The sequence below is a fragment of the Phaeobacter porticola genome, assembly GCF_001888185.1.
Classification (GTDB): Bacteria; Pseudomonadota; Alphaproteobacteria; order Rhodobacterales; family Rhodobacteraceae; genus Phaeobacter; species Phaeobacter porticola.
In genome coordinates, this window is record NZ_CP016364.1 from 1,256,099 (window position 1) to 1,271,115 (window position 15,017).

Consider the following 15,017-nt stretch of genomic DNA (forward strand, 5'->3'; position numbering starts at 1 on the left):
GAAAGGCAGTGCTGCCGGGAAGCCGCAGGTCACCACCGTGTAGAGTGGGCGCATGGACAGGTGGTCAATCGTCCTTGCAGAATAATTCATAAACCACTTCCAAAATACGGCGAGGACGATCATCTGCCAGCCGGTAGTAGATGGTCTTGCCCTCGCGCCGTGGAATGACCAACCCTTCCAGCCGCAGGCGGGAGAGCTGCTGGGAGACTGCGGCCTGCCGTGCAGAAAGCAGCTCTTCCAGCTCGGTCACAGATTTTTCGCCCGAGACCAGGTGGCACAGTATCATCAAGCGCCCTTCATGGCTGATCGCCTTCAGAAAATTCGAAGCACGAGTGGCATTGTCCACCATCGTGTCGAGATCTTCGGGAGCCATGTCGGCGGAAAACTGTGGCAGGGCCATTTTGGTGTTCTTTCCTTGTTCAACCATCGGTGTCATGGGCGGTATCGGGCGCGGCGTGTGTGTGACCAGTGTCTGGGTCGCTGGCTGAGGGTGCGATGAATCCAGCGTGATCTTGCAACAATCCGGACAACAGTGGCCAGAAAAAATCCTCTCCCGGATAGCCTTCCAGCCTGGCCATTTCATGGCCACCTTCAACGATCAAGAAGGTCGGCGTGAATGTGACCCTGCGTGACAGGGTCAGATCTTTGGGCATATTGCGCAAGTTGGCGCGGCGGAGGGGGGCAAAGGCCCCTTCGGCGGTCTTGGGGTATATCGGAGCGATTTCCGCATCCCAGCGTGCACACCACGCGCAACCGGGCTGTTCAACCATCACCAGCTCTGCTGCATCGGTCGATCGTGCTATCAAAAAAGTCGCGACCAATGCGCCCAGCACAAACCCTGTGCGGGCTAGGGCTTGCTTGCAATGCTGCAGCAATTTGGTCACGGGGGAGAGGGGCATGATGCGAGGTTTCTTGGTGTTTGGGTTCAGTTCAGCGATGTGGAGTTTCGGCGCGCATGTCGCGCCATTGACGGAGCAGTGTCGACGGTGTCTATATGTACTACGTAATTTGAATATGTGAATAGTACAAGTTTTGGTGATTGACGCGGTGAAACTGAACTCTTTTGGTTGCCTGAGTATTGATCGCGGATGCTTAAGTGATCGCGGATTTTGCCATTTAATTATGTGTGATGGTGCCGTGAGCCATACGAATATAGATGGAGCAAGGCCGATCACGTAGACGACAACAGCAGAGGGCCGAACCATATGCTGGAAATTTCGCTATTTGGGGCCCTGATGGCGGGGCTCTTGTCATTCTTTACGCCCTGCGTGCTGCCAATGGTGCCATTTTATCTGTCTTACATGGGCGGGCTCTCAATGGCGGAGCTACGCGGAGAGGGCGAGATCGCGCCTGGTGCGCAGCGGCGACTGGTGTCGGCGTCGGTCTGCTTCGCCGGCGGTGTCACAACAGTTTTTATGCTTTTGGGCATGGGGGCAACGGCGCTGGGACAGCTGTTTGGACAGTACCTAGAGATCCTGTCTTATGCTGCGGCACTATTGCTGCTGGTGTTCGGTTTGCATTTTTTGGGGGTGGTTCGTATCCCATTGCTGTACCGCGAAGCGCGAATTGAAAGCAGTGCATCACCTTCGACCTATGCCGGGGCCTATCTGATGGGGCTTGCCTTTGGCTTTGGCTGGACGCCGTGTGTGGGGCCTGCGCTAGCATCAATTCTAATGATTGCCTCGGGCATGGGCGATATTTGGCGCGGCGGCTTATTGTTGTTTGTCTACGGGGCCGCCATGACGGCGCCTTTTGTCGCGGCCGCGCTTTTTGCGCGCCCTTTCCTTGGCTTTGTGGGCCGTCATCGCGCTGCATTTGCCTGGGTGGAGAAGGGAATGGGCGTTATGTTGATCATCTTTGCGGTGCTGATTGCCACTGGCAGCGTGCGCTACATTGCTGAGGCGATGATCCGTTGGTTTCCAAGCTTTACAAGCCTTGGCTGATTGACGCTGCGCATTGGTGTAATGGGCAGAATTGGGAGGATAGACTATGAAACGACTATGTGCCTTGCTGGTTTGGTTACTAAGCGCTGTGCCCATCTTGGCAGCGGAGCTGGGCGATGATGGCCTGCATAAGGCCCCCTGGATGCGAGAGACCTTCAAGGATCTGCGTGAGGATCTGGAAGAGGCCAACGCCGAGGGCAAGCGGCTGGTCCTATTTTTTGAACAGCGTGGCTGTATCTATTGTACCAAAATGCACGAAGAGGTGTTTTCGACGCCGGATGTTGGCGGTTACATCGCTGAGAATTTCTTCGTTGTGCAGCTCAATCTTTATGGCGATATCGAAGTCACGGATTTCGATGGCGAGGTCTTGTCGGAAAAGGACATGGCGCGAAAATGGAGCATTCTGTTCACGCCTACGATGATGTTTCTACCACCGGACGTTCCAGAGGTTCCGGCACCGCAAGCCGCTGTTTCAATCATGCCGGGTGCCTTTGGGGTTGGGACCACGCTGGATATGTTTACATGGGTGAAGGAAGAGCGTTACGCGCTTGATAGCGGTGAAGATTTTCAAAGGTATCACGCCCGCCGCATTCAGGAACGTGACAATGGCTCGGCTGACTGAGTCCGACAGCTACAAGGTGCTGGACGGGCCAAAATCATCTGCTAAGCCGTGCGGCTGATTGTGATGAAATTCAAATTAATGAATTTGATGTTGCGTTGGGCGGGGGAGGTCGCCTAGGGTAACCTCCAGCGAAGCACGCCACAAGCGCGTGACAGCGAATGGGAGGAAACATGAAGCAAATATCTCTGACACTGGCAGCCTGTCTGGTCGGGACAGTTGCGCTCGCCACTGAGATCGCGCCGAAAGACGTCGCCTTTGATGAAGATGGTACCGTTGCTATCTCGCTGAGCGGTGTGGCGGGGGACGCCGCCAATGGCGCCCTGCTGGCAGGTGACAAATCCAAAGGTAACTGCGTGGCCTGCCATCAGCTCACTGCGCTGAGTGATGTGCCGTTCCACGGCGAGATCGGCCCGACATTGGATGGCGCTGGCAGTCGCTGGAGCGAAGCTGAGCTGCGCGGACTTGTTGCCAACGCCAAAATGACATTCGACGGTACCATGATGCCCGCCTTCTATAAGGTCGATGGTTTTATCCGTCCGGGCGACGCTTACACCGGTAACGCAGGCACCGAACCGTTGCCGCCAATCCTGACTGCTCAGGAAATCGAAGATGTGGTCGCATTCCTTGCGACCCTGAAAGAAGACTGACGCTCAAAGACCGGGATCTTTTTGCGCCATCAACGTCAAAGGAGACATAAGATGGAGTTCTCACGTCGCGACACCCTTGGTCTTGGCCTCGGGGCCGCTGTTCTGACCATGTTGCCCCTGCGTGTCGCTGCCGCCGCCGAGGATCGGATTGCCGAATTCACCGGTGGGGCGGAGATGGCGGATACCGGGCTAACGCTGACCGCGCCGGAAATCGCCGAAAACGGCAATACCGTACCGATTGAGGTCGATGCCCCTGGTGCCATCGCCATTATGGTTCTGGCCACCGGCAACCCGACCCCCGGTGTTGCCACCTTTGGCTTTGGTCCTCTGGCGGCCAGCCAGTCTGCATCAACCCGGATCCGCCTCGCAGGCACCCAGGATGTGGTGGCGATTGCGAAAATGGCCGACGGTAGTTTTGCCAAGGCCAGCGCAACCGTCAAAGTCACCATTGGCGGCTGCGGCGGCTAAGCGTGAACCGAAAGTCAGGTTCGCCACATAGGAATCAGGAGTTTACGACATGGCATCCGGTGTAAAACCCCGCGTCAAAGTCCCCAAAAAAGCAGCCGCTGGTGAAGCGGTAACCATCAAGACGTTGATCAGCCACACCATGGAAAGCGGTCAGCGTAAGGACAAGGAAGGCAATGTCATTCCACGGTCGATCATCAATCGCTTTACTTGCGAATTCAACGGTCAGTCCGTTGTTGATGTTGCTATGGAACCTGCCATTTCCACCAACCCGTATTTCCAGTTCGACGCTACCGTCCCCGAAGCGGGCGAATTCGTCTTTACATGGTACGACGACGACGGGTCGGTCTACACGGAACAAAAACCGATCGCGATCGGCTGATCCCTTCCGGATCCACAGGCAAGCGCCCTGTCCGGGATACCGGGACGGGCGACCACCCAAGGGAGGAAACAACATGAACAATAAGGCAATCACCGCAATTGCCATGGCGATGGCTTTGCCTGTCGCCGCTTTTGCTGATGCAGATGATGACACGCTGGTCGTCAACGAAGAGATCGAGATGGTCACTAAGACCGCAGCGCCGGCGCATGTCTCCGATGTGATGGATGATGTGGTGTCGGGCTGGCATTTCCGTTCGGACGAGACGCAAGCGTTACAAATGGATGATTTTGAAAACCCTGCAATGGTCTTTGTTGATCAGGCCATGGACAGCTGGTCCAAGGTTGAGGGCACTGCTGAAAAATCCTGCGCTTCGTGTCATGCTGATGTTGAGGAGAGCATGGCAGGTGTGCGTGCGGTCTATCCAAAGTGGAATGAGACAGCAGGCGAAGTCCGGACCCTCAACATGCAGATCAATGACTGCCGAGAGAACCAGATGGGCGCCGAGAAATGGAAATACTCTGGTGGCAAGATGGCGGCTATGGAGGCCTTGATTTCGGTCCAGTCGCGCGGAATGCCCGTGAATGTGGTGATCGACGGTCCTGCCCAGTCCACGTGGGAACAGGGTAAAGAGATGTACTACACCCGCACCGGTCAACTGGAGCTGTCTTGCGCGAACTGCCATGAAGATAACTATGGCAATATGATCCGTGCCGACCATCTGAGCCAAGGCCAGATCAACGGCTTTCCGGTCTATCGTCTGAAAAACACCAAGCTGAATACAGCCCATGCACGGTTCAAGGGCTGCGTGCGCGACACCCGCGCCGAAACCTACAAACCCGGCTCTGCCGAGTTTGTCGCGCTTGAGCTTTATGTGGCGTCGCGCGGCAATGGGTTGTCCGTCGAAGCACCGTCTGTGCGCAACTAAACACTGCTGCCCTGCATCAGACATGATGTGGGGCGCGGTTCTGGCTATTTAATTCAAATATGCGAATATATCGTATGATTCTAGTAGGAAGATGAACCCATGATCTCGCGGCGTGATTTCTTGCAAGTCTCCATGGCGGCTTCGGCCCTGGTTGGCACGTCTGGTTTTGGCAATTGGGGGCGGCTTGCTGCGCAGCAGCGTCTGACCCAGGATCAGCTTTTGCAGTTTGATACCTTTGGCAATATCAGCCTGATCCATGTCACCGATATTCACGCACAGCTGAAACCGATCTTTTTCCGCGAACCTTCTGTTAATCTTGGCGTTGGTGGCAACAAAGGTGCGGTACCGCATATCACGGGGGCCGATTTTCGGGCGGCCTACGGGATTGAAGACGCTAGCCCCGCAGCTTATGCGCTGACCTACGATGACTTCACGTCTCTGGCACAGGGCTATGGTCGGGTGGGCGGGCTTGATCGTGTCTCTACCATTATCAACGCCATCCGTGCAGACCGCCCTGATGCATTGTTGTTGGATGGTGGTGACACCTGGCATGGGTCCTACACATGTCATCAGACCGCTGGTCAGGATATGGTCAATGTGATGAACGCGCTGAAGCCGGATGCAATGACCTTTCACTGGGAGTTCACTCTGGGATCAGACCGGGTCAATGAGATTGTCGAGGGATTACCCTTTGCAGCACTTGGCCAGAATATCTTTGACGCGGAATGGGATGAACCAGCAGAGCTGTTCAAACCATATAAATTCTTTGATCGCGGCGGCTCTAAGGTTGCGGTGATCGGCCAGGCATTTCCGTACATGCCAATCGCCAATCCGGGCTGGATGTTCCCGGAATACTCTTTTGGTATTCGCGACGAGCATATGCAGGCTATGGTGGACGAGGTGCGTGCAGCCGGGGCCGATGTCGTGGTGGTCCTGTCCCACAACGGTTTTGATGTAGATAAGAAAATGGCCAGCGTTGTCGGCGGAATCGACGTAATTTTGTCTGGGCACACCCATGATGCGTTGCCTGAGCCGGTGCTGGTGGGCAAGACGCATATCGTGGCCTCCGGGTCTAACGGGAAATTTGTTTCCCGCGTGGATCTGGATGTGCGTGACGGCCAGATGATGGGGCTGCGTCATAAGCTGATCCCGGTGTTTTCAGACGTCATTGCGCCTGATCCGGTCGTCAGTCAGCTGATCGACGAACAGCGCGCGCCCTATGAAGCAGAGCTTGCCGAGGTGATTGGTCAGACTGATACGCTGCTCTATCGTCGTGGCAATTTCAACGGAACCTGGGATGATCTGATCTGCGATGCGCTGCTGAGCGAACGGGAGGCTGATATCGCCCTGTCGCCCGGGGTGCGCTGGGGGCCTTCCTTGTTGCCCGGTGACGACATCACGCGCGAAGATATCTGGAACGTCACCTCAATGAGCTATGGCGCGGCCTATCGCAATGAAATGACGGGCGAATTCCTCAAGGTTGTGCTGGAAGATGTCGCTGACAACATCTTCAACCCGGATCCTTATTACCAGCAGGGCGGCGATATGGTGCGTGTTGGCGGCATGGGCTACCACATCGACATCACCAAGCCGCAGGGCGAACGGATCACCAATATGACCCTGCTCAAGACCGGTGAGGCGATCGATCCATCCAAAACTTACATCGTCTCGGGGTGGGCCAGTGTCAACGAAGGCACCGAAGGGCCGCTGATCTGGGACGTGGTCGAAGATCATATCCGCAAAATGGGCACTGTGACCCTTGCGCCGAACACTTCCGTGCAGGTGTCGGGCGCCTAAGCCCGGCATCCGCCAAAAAAATTTACACTGATGAATTCACGAAAGTGAATTTTTCGATGTAAGGAGACATTCAGAGATGACTGACAAACCGAAGCAAACCAGCCCCTCACGCCGCCAGTTTCTGACTGGTGCTGCGGCGGTCGGGGCAGGGGCGGTGACGGGCCGCTCGGCTAAGGCTGCGACGCCGGATCCCCTAATCACCGAGGTGCAGGACTGGGCCTCTGGTCTGGGGGACGGAGTGGATGCAACGCCCTATGGCTTGCCCATTGAGTATGAGGCCGATGTGGTCCGGCGCAATGTGGAGTGGTTGACGGCGGATACCATCTCGTCAATCAACTTCACGCCGATTCACGCGCTGGACGGCACCATCACGCCGCAGGGTTGCGCGTTTGAGCGGCATCATTCTGGCGCGATTGAGCTGCGCAAGGAAGGCTACCGGCTGATGATCAACGGGCTGGTCGATACCCCCTTGGTGTTCACCTATGCGGATCTGGAGCGTTTCCCGCGCGAAAACCGGGTGTATTTTTGCGAATGCGCGGCGAATTCCGGTATGGAATGGGCCGGCGCGCAGCTGAACGGCGCGCAGTTCACCCATGGCATGATCCACAACATGGAATATTCCGGCGTGTCATTGCGGACTTTGCTGGAGGAAGCGGGCGTAAATCCCGCTGGAAAATGGGTCTATGTCGAGGGCGCTGATGCGTCCTCGAACGGGCGCTCGATCCCGCTGGAAAAGGCAATGGACGATGTTCTGGTCGCGTTTAAGGCCAATGGCGAGGCGCTGCGCAAGGAACACGGCTATCCGGTGCGTCTGGTAGTGCCGGGCTGGGAAGGTAACATGTGGATCAAGTGGCTGCGCCGCATCGAGGTGACGGAAGGTCCGATTGAAAGCCGCGAGGAGACGTCGAAGTACACTGATACCTTGGCCGACGGAACCAGCCGCAAATGGACCTGGGAGATGGACGCAAAATCCGTCGTGACCAGCCCTAGCCCGCAATCGCCAATTAAGCATGGTGTTGGGCCGCTGGTGATTAGCGGTCTGGCCTGGTCGGGCCGTGGTGCGATCACCGGTGTCGACGTGTCGGTGGATGGTGGCAAGAGCTGGACCGAGGCACGGCTGGCGGCTCCCGGCACCGACAAGGCTTTGACGCGCTTTTACCTCGATATCAACTGGGACGGTTCCGAAATGCTGCTGCAAAGCCGTGCGCGCGATGCGTCGGGCTATGTGCAGCCGACCAAAGCGCAGTTGCGCGAGGTGCGGGGTCTCAATTCTATCTATCACAACAATGCCATCCAGACCTGGTGGGTCAAGACAGATGGGGAGGCTGAAAATGTTGAAGTTTCCTAAGGTTATCACAGCAGCTTTTCTGGCCTTGGTGTTGGCTTTGCCTGCAAGCGCTGAGAAACTCGGCCTTGGCCGCCCGGCGTTACCGGTGGAAATCGCTGCCTGGGATCTGGACGTCGCCCCCGATGGAACCGGCCTGCCGGAAGGATCGGGCGATGTGTTCACCGGCGAAGAGATCTTTGCCGAGAAATGCGCCGTCTGCCATGGTGATTTTGCCGAAGGTGTGGGCAACTGGCCTAAACTGGCTGGCGGGCAGGGGACGCTTGACCATGATGACCCGCTGAAAACGGTAGGCAGCTATTGGCCGTATCTCTCGACCACCTGGGATTATGTGAATCGCTCTATGCCCTTTGGCGACGCGCAGTCACTGACCCCGGATGAGGTCTATGCCATCGTCGCCTATATCCTCTATTCCAACGATCTGGTGGAGGACGATTTTGAATTGTCCAAGGCCACATTTACGGATGTTGAGCTGCCCAATACGGATGGGTTTATCATCGACGACCGCCTGGAGGCCGAGGCGCATTTCTGGACCGATGAGCCATGTATGGCCAACTGCAAGGACAGCGTCGAAATCACTATGCGCGCGCGGGTTCTCGATATCACACCAGAGGTAGAAGTGACCAAGGCCACAGCGGCTGAGGCAGAAGCAGACATGGAGAGGGCAGAGGAACCTGCCGCTATTGCCCCTGCTGAGGAGGCCGTCGTGGTGCTGGACGCAGAACTGGTCTCCAAAGGCGAGAAAACCTTCAAGAAATGCAAATCCTGTCATCAGGTTGGTGAAGGGGCGAAGTCCAAAACCGGACCGGTTCTGAACAACATCATTGGCGCGTCTGCTGGCAATGTTGAGGGCTTTCGCTACTCAAAAGCGATGAAAGCGGCCGCTGCGGATGGCTTGATTTGGAATGAGACGGAAATGGCGGCTTTTCTTGCGAAGCCCAAGAAATACATGAAGGGCACCAAAATGTCTTTTGCCGGGCTCAAGAAAGACGCCGAGATTGACGCGGTGATCGCCTATCTGCGGTCCGTTTCTGGCCGGTAGTCCCTACTGTTTCCGCAATGCCTGCACCCCTGATCGCCGAATCGGGGGTGTTATGGTCAGGGCACGTGACCCCGTGGCCACAGTAGGCAGATGTTGCGCAGAGATAAGCCCGAACACCCTCTTGTTTTGGCGCCGACCTTCGACTAGCTACGCCGGTTCTTTCTCAGCAACAGGTGCCTTTCATGACCCATCCCAACACCCTAGGTATCGATTTTGGCACGTCGAATTCGGCTGCCGGTGTTGCCGTGAATGGCCATCCGTGGTTGGTGCAGGTAGAGCCGGGCGAAACCACGCTACCCACAGCTGTTTTTTTTGACGTTGACAGCCGCAAGATGGTGATTGGCAGGCGTGCGACGCGAGCATTGATCAACGGCGACGAGGGGCGGTTTATGCGTGCGCTCAAAAGCCTGCTCGGCACGCCTCTGATGCACGAGAAACGCCGCCTAAACGGTGAACTGGTGGATTTCGTGACTATTGTCGCGCGGTTTCTGGCAGAGCTGAAGGCCCGCGCGGAAACCGCCACCAGTCAGACCTTCACCCATGCGCTGTCCGGCCGTCCGGTACTGTTCCACAGCAAAGATGCTGCCCGCAATGCGCAGGCAGAGGTGGATCTGCGGGCCTGCTACATCGCCGCTGGCTTTGAGGAGGTGCGCTTCATGCTTGAGCCAGAGGCGGCCCTGCGCTCGGCGCGAGTTCACCCCGGTATCGGCCTGATTGTCGACATCGGCGGCGGCACCTCGGACTTCACCGCGTTTGAGCAGGCTGCAGAGGGCACGACCCGCATTCTGGCCTCACACGGTGTGCGTCTTGGCGGGACAGATTTCGACCGGCAGCTCAGTATCGATCACGTCATGCCGCTTCTGGGGCGGGGCAGCGCCATTCGCAACAGCTTCGGTGGTGGCAGCCTGCCAGCGCCCAATCGGTTGTTCAATGATCTGGCGACATGGCAGATGATCCCTTTCCTCTACGCCGCGGATAGCCGCCGCGCCGCACAGGATCTGGCGCGCAATGCCGAAGAGCCAGAGAAGTTGGCCCGTCTGGTGTCGGTGTTGGAGGATGAATTGGGCCATGATCTCGCCTTTGCGGTTGAGCGGGGCAAAATTGCGGCCAACCAGCCGGGAGAGCATAGTGCGGTGATTGATCTGAAAGTACTGGAACGGGGTCTGTCTGTGCCGCTGGCTGCTGAGGGTCTTCAGCGCAGCCTTGCCGACGATATCGCCGAGATCACCGCTTGCGCCCGGGAAACCCTGCGCCGCGCCGACCTGCGCGACGAGCAGGTTTCGCGGGTGGTGCTGGTGGGCGGCTCAGCCCTGTTGAGGGGCGTACAACAGCAGATGCAGCAGCTTTGCCCAAAGGCGGAGCTGTACACCGAAAATGCGATGACGGCGGTGGCGGATGGTCTGGCGCTGGCTTCAGGCAGCGCCTTTGCCTGAGCGCGGGTAAGGGCATCAACACGCACAAGGGGGAAAAACGCCGATCCTGCGACTGGTTTTGATGCAGAAATCAGCTAGACTGAACACCCACTTCCCAAGCGTTGGACCCAGGTTTTTATGATTTTCCAGTTGTTTCGTCGATCTCTCTCACAGTCTGTCACGGCCAATACCCGCAAAGAAACTGCGCACCGGCGGGCAGGGGGATGGTTAACCACCACTCTGTCTGCGGCGCTACTGTGTGGTTTGCCGTACGCCGCTATGGCCGCGACCTGCGGCAATACTTCCGCCGGATTTGACAGCTGGAAACGCGATTTCGCCGCCGAGGCCAAGCGGGCCGGTGTGCGCCAGGCCGGGCTGAACGCGCTGGCCAACACAACCTACGCCCGTCGTACCATTGCTGCGGATCGCAACCAGAAGAGCTTTCGCTACTCTCTGGAGAAATTCATGCAGATCCGTGGCGCCAATACGATCATCGCGCAGGGGCGCAAGCGTAAGGCGCGCAATGCCGAATTCTTTGCCGCGCTGGAACGCAAATACGGTGTGCCTGCCGGGATCCTGATCGCCATTCACGGTATGGAAACCGCCTTCGGCAACTACATGGGGGACAGTCAGGTGGTCTCTGCCATCGTGACACTGACCTATGATTGCCGCCGCTCGGAGTTTTTTAAGCCCCATGCGCTTGGAGCGCTGAAACTGGTGGATCGTGGCGCGATCACCGGTGCCACCAAGGGGGCCAAACATGGCGAATTGGGCCATACTCAATTTCTGCCCGGAAATGCGCTGAACTACGGTGTCGACTGGGACGGGAACGGGCGGGTGGACTTCTACAATATGGGCGACGCGCTGGCCTCGACCGCCTATTTTCTGCGCAAGAAAGGCTGGAAGCCGGGACGCGGCTATCAGCAGGGGGAACCCAACTATAAAGTCCTGAAACAGTGGAATGCTGCAACGGTCTACCAGCAGTCCTTGGCAATCATGGGGCGCAAGATCGACGGCTGACCGGGCCGAATAACATCTGTCATCGCAAGGGCTGTTTAGTTCCAACCTTTGCGGAAAAAATGCGGGCTGGCCCCAAACTTGCGCTTGAACTGGCGCGAAAAATGCGTGGCACTGTTAAAACCTGAGGCCAGTGCAATTTCGGTCACCGACATGGATGTTTCGTTCATCAGCGCAAAGGCATGGCTGAGGCGCATGTCAAAATAAACATGCATCGGGCTTTGGTCGAGATAGCGCGAAAACAGCCGTTCCAGCTGGCGGCGCGAGATATCCAGCTGGTCGCACAGCTCACCTATGGACAAGGGTTCTTCGATCGATTCCTGCATGAGTTGCAGCGCATTGAGCAGACGTTGATTGCGACTGCCGATCGCAACGGCATAATTGGATTTCTGCGGTGTGCTCTGGCCACCTGTGCGCACATGTAGGCACATGTCGGCGACGATGATCGCCAACTGCTTGCCGTGACGTTCTTCGATCAGGTTGAGCATCATATCCGTGGCCGCATTGCCGCCGCCACATGTCATGAGCGTATCGCTAATCTCGAATATCTTGGGAGAGGGCAAAAGATCTGGATAGCGTTCGACAAATCCAGGCTGGTTTTCCCAATGCAGGGTAAAGCGGTGACCACCCAGCAGGCCCGCCTGCGCAAGAGCAAAGGCCCCGGTGCAGATCCCACCGATAGAGCGTCCAAACCGACGCTCGCGCCGCAACCAGTTCAGCACTGCCTCGTTGGCGGTGCCCTGCGGTTCCACCCCGGCGCAGACAAAGGCAAGCGCGTCACCTGGCAGCGGTCCCATCGGTAGATCCGGTGTGATGGCCATCCCGTTGGAGCAGCGGATCGGCGCACCGTCCGATGTCATCACATACCAGCGATAGAGCTGCGTATTTGTGACCTGGTTTGCAATGCGCAGAGGTTCCACGGCGGCGGCAATGGGCAACATTGTCGCTTTTGGTAGCAGCAGAAAGTAGAAATCCTGTGGTTTGCCGTCAAATGGCACAGTCAGATTTGCTGCTGCCCCTTTTTGCACAAAGTAGTCATCGATCATGTCATGAACCTGGAACACGCCGGTTTCGGCTGGGGCTGCGGTTTGTGTTAGTTAACCGCAATCTTCATCATTCACCGAACGATTTGCGACGACGGGGCGATGTTTTTCGACGTGGGCCTGACTGTTTGCGCCATCGGTCGTGCAGGCCCCAAGTAACGCCACATGTAATCGCAAAAACAATCGCCGCCCCTTGCAGCCCAAATGTGGCGGCACTAAGACTCAGGTAATACTCAGTCGGTTATGATACCGGCACAATTCAAAGCAGGCAGGTCAATATGGTCGATCCAAGAGAAACATACATGAACACGCTGGTGCCAATGGTGGTTGAACAGACCAGCCGCGGCGAACGCGCCTATGATATCTTTTCCCGCCTGCTGAAGGAGCGGATTATTTTTCTGAATGGCCCCGTTCACGATGGGATGAGCTCGCTCATCGTGGCACAGCTACTGCACCTTGAGGCGGAAAACCCCTCGAAAGAGATTTCGATGTATATCAACAGCCCCGGCGGCGTTGTGACCTCGGGTCTGTCGATTTATGACACCATGCAATATATTAAACCCAAGGTGTCGACATTGGTGATTGGTCAGGCGGCCTCCATGGGCTCGCTTTTGTTGACCGCCGGCGAGGCCGGGATGCGGTTCTCTCTGCCCAATAGCCGCGTCATGGTGCACCAGCCCTCAGGCGGTTTTCAGGGCCAGGCGACGGATATCATGATCCACGCCGAGGAAACACTGAAGCTGAAGAAGCGTCTGAACGAGATTTACGTACGGCATACCGGTCAGGAATACGACAAGATCGTTGACGCGCTGGAACGAGACAATTTCATGTCGCCGGAAGAGGCGAAGGAATTCGGGCTGATCGATGAAATCGTCGAAAACCGCAGCAAGCTGGACCCAGAGGACAGCTGATCAGCGGCGTGAGCTGACAAGTGTGCCCCGTTCTCATCGGGGCACACTTTGCGATTGTGGCGCTTGTGCCTGTGGCATAAGCTGCCAATATTACGGGTGGCGCAGGAGGCGCATGCACGCCCCGGACGGAAAGGTAGACCATGGCAACGAACTCAAGCGGCGACAGCAAGAACACGCTTTATTGCAGCTTCTGCGGCAAGAGCCAGCATGAGGTGCGCAAGCTAATTGCGGGCCCAACCGTGTTCATCTGCGACGAATGCGTCGAATTGTGCATGGACATCATCCGCGAAGAGACCAAGGCCTCGGGCCTGAAGTCGACCGACGGCGTTCCTACGCCTAAGGACATCTGCGAGGTGCTGGACGATTACGTGATCGGACAGGCAATGGCCAAGCGGGTGCTGTCAGTCGCGGTGCACAATCACTACAAGCGCCTGAACCACGCCCAGAAGGCCGGTTCGGACATCGAATTGTCGAAATCCAACATCCTGCTGATCGGCCCTACCGGCTGCGGCAAGACCTTGCTGGCGCAGACGCTGGCGCGGATTCTGGATGTGCCCTTCACCATGGCCGATGCCACCACGTTGACTGAAGCTGGTTACGTGGGTGAGGATGTAGAAAACATCATTCTCAAGCTGTTGCAGGCCTCGGAGTACAATGTGGAACGTGCGCAGCGCGGCATCGTCTATATCGACGAGGTCGACAAGATCACACGCAAGTCCGAAAACCCCTCCATCACCCGCGATGTATCGGGCGAGGGCGTTCAGCAGGCTTTGCTGAAGCTGATGGAAGGGACCGTGGCTTCGGTGCCGCCGCAGGGTGGTCGCAAGCATCCTCAACAGGAATTCCTGCAGGTTGACACGACGAATATCCTGTTCATTTGCGGTGGCGCGTTTGCCGGTCTGGACAAGATCATCAAACAGCGTGGCAAAGGCTCCGCAATGGGCTTTGGTGCAGATGTACGCGACGACAGCGACGCTGGTGTTGGTGAGACTTTCAAGGCACTGGAGCCGGAAGATCTGCTGAAATTCGGGCTCATTCCTGAATTTGTCGGTCGTTTGCCGGTTCTGGCAACGCTGGAGGATCTGGACGAAGACGCCTTGATCACGATCCTGACCAAGCCTAAGAACGCCCTTGTTAAACAGTATCAGCGCCTTTTCGAGTTGGAAGACACCGAATTGGACTTCACCGAAGAAGCACTGAGCGCTATCGCCAAGAAGGCCATCGAACGCAAAACTGGCGCCCGTGGTCTGCGCTCCATTCTGGAAGACATCCTGCTCGACACGATGTTCGAACTGCCGGGTATGGATAGCGTCGAGAAAGTGGTCGTGAATGACGAAGCGGTAAACTCTGATGCGCAACCGCTGATGATCCATGCTGATGCCGAAAAGGAACCAGCAACAGCGGGCTGATCTGGTTCAGTTGGATTGACGCAGGTTGATATTATTAGGCGGCACGAGGGAAACCTC

At 56.9% G+C, this 15,017-nt stretch carries 16 protein-coding genes; 13 read left to right on the plus strand and 3 right to left on the minus strand.

Annotation, left to right across the window (positions count from 1 at the left end):
* Positions 1–64 precede the first annotated feature (64 nt).
* Positions 65–400: an ArsR/SmtB family transcription factor gene (locus PhaeoP97_RS06115; protein ID WP_072506329.1), complete on the minus strand. Its 336-nt coding sequence runs from the start codon at positions 398–400 to the stop codon at positions 65–67.
* Between the two features lie 19 nt (positions 401–419).
* Positions 420–899 (minus strand): thioredoxin domain-containing protein, encoded by a 480-nt coding sequence (locus PhaeoP97_RS06120; protein WP_072504323.1) that lies wholly within the window; start codon positions 897–899, stop codon positions 420–422.
* A gap of 306 nt (positions 900–1,205) precedes the next feature.
* On the opposite strand from PhaeoP97_RS06120, the gene PhaeoP97_RS06125 reads away from it, so the two are divergent.
* From PhaeoP97_RS06125 to PhaeoP97_RS06175, 11 genes are all read left to right on the plus strand, one after another.
* Positions 1,206–1,943 carry a cytochrome c biogenesis CcdA family protein gene (locus PhaeoP97_RS06125; RefSeq protein ID WP_072504324.1) on the plus strand — a complete coding sequence of 246 codons (738 nt, stop codon included), beginning with the start codon at positions 1,206–1,208 and terminating at the stop codon, positions 1,941–1,943.
* Between the two features lie 46 nt (positions 1,944–1,989).
* Positions 1,990–2,565 (plus strand): thioredoxin family protein, encoded by a 576-nt coding sequence (locus PhaeoP97_RS06130; protein ID WP_072504325.1) that lies wholly within the window; start codon positions 1,990–1,992, stop codon positions 2,563–2,565.
* A gap of 170 nt (positions 2,566–2,735) precedes the next feature.
* Positions 2,736–3,212, plus strand: a complete 477-nt coding sequence (soxX, locus tag PhaeoP97_RS06135) for a sulfur oxidation c-type cytochrome SoxX (protein ID WP_072504326.1) — start codon at positions 2,736–2,738, stop codon at positions 3,210–3,212.
* Between the two features lie 51 nt (positions 3,213–3,263).
* Positions 3,264–3,680 carry a thiosulfate oxidation carrier protein SoxY gene (gene soxY, locus PhaeoP97_RS06140; protein WP_072504327.1) on the plus strand — a complete coding sequence of 139 codons (417 nt, stop codon included), beginning with the start codon at positions 3,264–3,266 and terminating at the stop codon, positions 3,678–3,680.
* 49 nt (positions 3,681–3,729) lie between these two features.
* On the plus strand, positions 3,730–4,059 hold the full coding sequence (gene soxZ / locus PhaeoP97_RS06145; protein ID WP_072504328.1) for a thiosulfate oxidation carrier complex protein SoxZ: 330 nt from the start codon (positions 3,730–3,732) through the stop codon (positions 4,057–4,059).
* Between the two features lie 73 nt (positions 4,060–4,132).
* A complete protein-coding gene (gene soxA / locus PhaeoP97_RS06150) occupies positions 4,133–4,984 on the plus strand; it encodes a sulfur oxidation c-type cytochrome SoxA (protein ID WP_072504329.1) in 852 nt (283 codons plus the stop codon).
* 99 nt (positions 4,985–5,083) lie between these two features.
* Positions 5,084–6,781, plus strand: a complete 1,698-nt coding sequence (gene soxB / locus PhaeoP97_RS06155; protein WP_072504330.1) for a thiosulfohydrolase SoxB — start codon at positions 5,084–5,086, stop codon at positions 6,779–6,781.
* A 76-nt stretch (positions 6,782–6,857) separates the two neighbouring features.
* Positions 6,858–8,129 (plus strand): sulfite dehydrogenase, encoded by a 1,272-nt coding sequence (gene soxC / locus PhaeoP97_RS06160; RefSeq protein WP_072504331.1) that lies wholly within the window; start codon positions 6,858–6,860, stop codon positions 8,127–8,129.
* Positions 8,113–9,168: a c-type cytochrome gene (locus tag PhaeoP97_RS06165; protein ID WP_072504332.1), complete on the plus strand. Its 1,056-nt coding sequence runs from the start codon at positions 8,113–8,115 to the stop codon at positions 9,166–9,168. The genes soxC and PhaeoP97_RS06165 overlap by 17 nt, the downstream gene beginning before the upstream one ends.
* 182 nt (positions 9,169–9,350) lie before the next feature.
* Positions 9,351–10,601 (plus strand): Hsp70 family protein, encoded by a 1,251-nt coding sequence (locus tag PhaeoP97_RS06170; RefSeq protein WP_072504333.1) that lies wholly within the window; start codon positions 9,351–9,353, stop codon positions 10,599–10,601.
* Positions 10,602–10,859: 258 nt separating this feature from the next.
* Positions 10,860–11,600: a lytic murein transglycosylase gene (locus PhaeoP97_RS06175; RefSeq protein WP_237028985.1), complete on the plus strand. Its 741-nt coding sequence runs from the start codon at positions 10,860–10,862 to the stop codon at positions 11,598–11,600.
* A gap of 35 nt (positions 11,601–11,635) precedes the next feature.
* Here the strand turns inward: PhaeoP97_RS06175 and PhaeoP97_RS06180 are convergent, their stop codons facing one another.
* The gene (locus PhaeoP97_RS06180) at positions 11,636–12,643 is read right to left on the minus strand and encodes a GlxA family transcriptional regulator (RefSeq protein ID WP_072506330.1); all 1,008 of its coding nucleotides are present in this window, start codon (positions 12,641–12,643) and stop codon (positions 11,636–11,638) included.
* Between the two features lie 275 nt (positions 12,644–12,918).
* Between PhaeoP97_RS06180 and PhaeoP97_RS06185 the strand changes: the two genes are divergently transcribed.
* Together PhaeoP97_RS06185 and clpX are read left to right on the plus strand one after the other, a co-directional pair.
* Complete coding sequence (locus PhaeoP97_RS06185; protein ID WP_072504335.1) at positions 12,919–13,551, plus strand: ATP-dependent Clp protease proteolytic subunit; 633 nt, start codon at positions 12,919–12,921, stop codon at positions 13,549–13,551.
* A gap of 140 nt (positions 13,552–13,691) precedes the next feature.
* Positions 13,692–14,960, plus strand: a complete 1,269-nt coding sequence (gene clpX, locus PhaeoP97_RS06190) for an ATP-dependent Clp protease ATP-binding subunit ClpX (RefSeq protein WP_072504336.1) — start codon at positions 13,692–13,694, stop codon at positions 14,958–14,960.
* Positions 14,961–15,017: the final 57 nt, after the last annotated feature.

Bases quoted from the DNA above. Each gene is read 5' to 3' on its own strand.
- PhaeoP97_RS06180 (WP_072506330.1), bottom strand. From the start codon at position 12,643: ATGATCGATGACTACTTTGTGCAAAAAGGGGCAGCAGCAAATCTGACT.
- soxY (WP_072504327.1), top strand. From the start codon at position 3,264: ATGGAGTTCTCACGTCGCGACACCCTTGGTCTTGGCCTCGGGGCCGCT.
- soxC (WP_072504331.1), top strand. From the start codon at position 6,858: ATGACTGACAAACCGAAGCAAACCAGCCCCTCACGCCGCCAGTTTCTG.
- soxA (WP_072504329.1), top strand. From the start codon at position 4,133: ATGAACAATAAGGCAATCACCGCAATTGCCATGGCGATGGCTTTGCCT.
- soxB (WP_072504330.1), top strand. From the start codon at position 5,084: ATGATCTCGCGGCGTGATTTCTTGCAAGTCTCCATGGCGGCTTCGGCC.
- PhaeoP97_RS06185 (WP_072504335.1), top strand. From the start codon at position 12,919: ATGGTCGATCCAAGAGAAACATACATGAACACGCTGGTGCCAATGGTG.
- PhaeoP97_RS06125 (WP_072504324.1), top strand. From the start codon at position 1,206: ATGCTGGAAATTTCGCTATTTGGGGCCCTGATGGCGGGGCTCTTGTCA.
- PhaeoP97_RS06170 (WP_072504333.1), top strand. From the start codon at position 9,351: ATGACCCATCCCAACACCCTAGGTATCGATTTTGGCACGTCGAATTCG.
- clpX (WP_072504336.1), top strand. From the start codon at position 13,692: ATGGCAACGAACTCAAGCGGCGACAGCAAGAACACGCTTTATTGCAGC.
- PhaeoP97_RS06130 (WP_072504325.1), top strand. From the start codon at position 1,990: ATGAAACGACTATGTGCCTTGCTGGTTTGGTTACTAAGCGCTGTGCCC.
- PhaeoP97_RS06120 (WP_072504323.1), bottom strand. From the start codon at position 899: ATGCCCCTCTCCCCCGTGACCAAATTGCTGCAGCATTGCAAGCAAGCC.
- PhaeoP97_RS06165 (WP_072504332.1), top strand. From the start codon at position 8,113: ATGTTGAAGTTTCCTAAGGTTATCACAGCAGCTTTTCTGGCCTTGGTG.
- soxZ (WP_072504328.1), top strand. From the start codon at position 3,730: ATGGCATCCGGTGTAAAACCCCGCGTCAAAGTCCCCAAAAAAGCAGCC.
- PhaeoP97_RS06175 (WP_237028985.1), top strand. From the start codon at position 10,860: ATGGCCGCGACCTGCGGCAATACTTCCGCCGGATTTGACAGCTGGAAA.
- PhaeoP97_RS06115 (WP_072506329.1), bottom strand. From the start codon at position 400: ATGGCCCTGCCACAGTTTTCCGCCGACATGGCTCCCGAAGATCTCGAC.
- soxX (WP_072504326.1), top strand. From the start codon at position 2,736: ATGAAGCAAATATCTCTGACACTGGCAGCCTGTCTGGTCGGGACAGTT.